The 1,129-nt window shown below is 69.7% G+C and carries 2 protein-coding genes; both read left to right on the top strand.

Translation table 11 applies throughout. The features are described 5' to 3' along the window. Positions 1 to 95, top strand: a 95-nt coding sequence (locus Q0588_RS04145; protein ID WP_298744042.1) for a hypothetical protein, incomplete at its 5' end; no start/stop codon positions are given. Beyond that, complete coding sequence (locus Q0588_RS04140; RefSeq protein WP_298744040.1) at positions 95 to 886, top strand: energy transducer TonB; 792 nt, start codon at positions 95 to 97, stop codon at positions 884 to 886. The genes Q0588_RS04145 and Q0588_RS04140, both read left to right, overlap by 1 nt. Positions 887 to 1,129: the final 243 nt, after the last annotated feature.

Genomic DNA, 1,129 nt, shown 5'->3' with positions numbered 1-1,129 from the left:
TCCTCAGGTATGGCGACACCGTCCGCATCGAGATGCTCGACGACCACCACCACTCGATCTTCGGCGCCATCGAACAGACGGTGGAGGCGGCGTGATGCGCGGAGCGGCCATCGCCGGCGTGCTGGCTCTGGCTGCGGCGCCCGCCTTCGCCCGGGAGGCCGAAAACGACTGGGATATCATCGTTGACGAATCCCGGCAGATGACGCTGGCGGTCGCGGCCTATTCGAGCGGCCAGACCATCGCTGTCCGTTGCCGCTCCGCCGAACTCGACGTGCTGATCTCGGGCCTTCCGCCCTTCGAGGGTCTGAGCCGCTACGTCGAGGCGACCTTCAGCGATGGCCGGGTCGAGGACGCCAACTGGTTCACCGGCGGGGATGGCTCGATGGTGTTCAGCCCGGTCCCGCGCATCGACGCCCGTCGCCTTCGTCAGGGCGGGGCGCTGCAGCTGTCGGTCGCCGTCGCCCCGGAGCCGGAAAGCCCCTTTCGCCGCTACGCCTTCGATCTGCCCGCCGAGTCCGCCAATCTCGATCAGGTGCTCGACGCCTGCGGCGCCGGTCAGCCGGACCCGCGTGAGGCCATGGTTCGATGGAGGGCGCCGCCGGGGTCCGCTCCAAATTTCTGGCGGCGCATGCCGACGCCCCAATTTCCGGAGGCGGCGGCGGCGGCAGGCCTCGACTCGGCCGCCGCGGCGTTCAGCTGCGTCGTTGCGGAAGCCGGGCGGTTGACCGATTGCCGCGTGGAACGCGAGAGCGCCCACCGCCGCTACGGGTTCGGCCAGTCGGCGTTGCGAGCATTGCGGGACGCAAGGGTGATTCTTGCGGAGGAAGGCGGACCGGAACCGGGCCGGCTCGTCGTGGTGGTTGTCCGGTTCCAGATCACCTCCTGACCGACTCCAGCCCCCCGTAGGGCCTTCCCTGGGTCCCGCTCGGGCGCGGTCGGCCGGGTCCCCCGGTTCGCCATCCGCCCCGAAGCGCCGATGACCGGTCGATCGGGTTCCCGATTGACCTGATCGGACCCCCCACGCTACCTAGCGCGCCTGCCGAAGCGAGCGACCGGCCTGTGCGGGCGTGGTGGAACTGGTAGACGCGCCGGACTCAAAATCCGGTTCCGAAAGGAGTGTCGGTTCGAG

The sequence above is a fragment of the uncultured Brevundimonas sp. genome (genome assembly GCF_937870815.1).
In the GTDB taxonomy this organism is placed as follows: domain Bacteria; phylum Pseudomonadota; class Alphaproteobacteria; order Caulobacterales; family Caulobacteraceae; genus Brevundimonas.
This window is presented reverse-complemented; position numbering and strand designations above follow the sequence as displayed.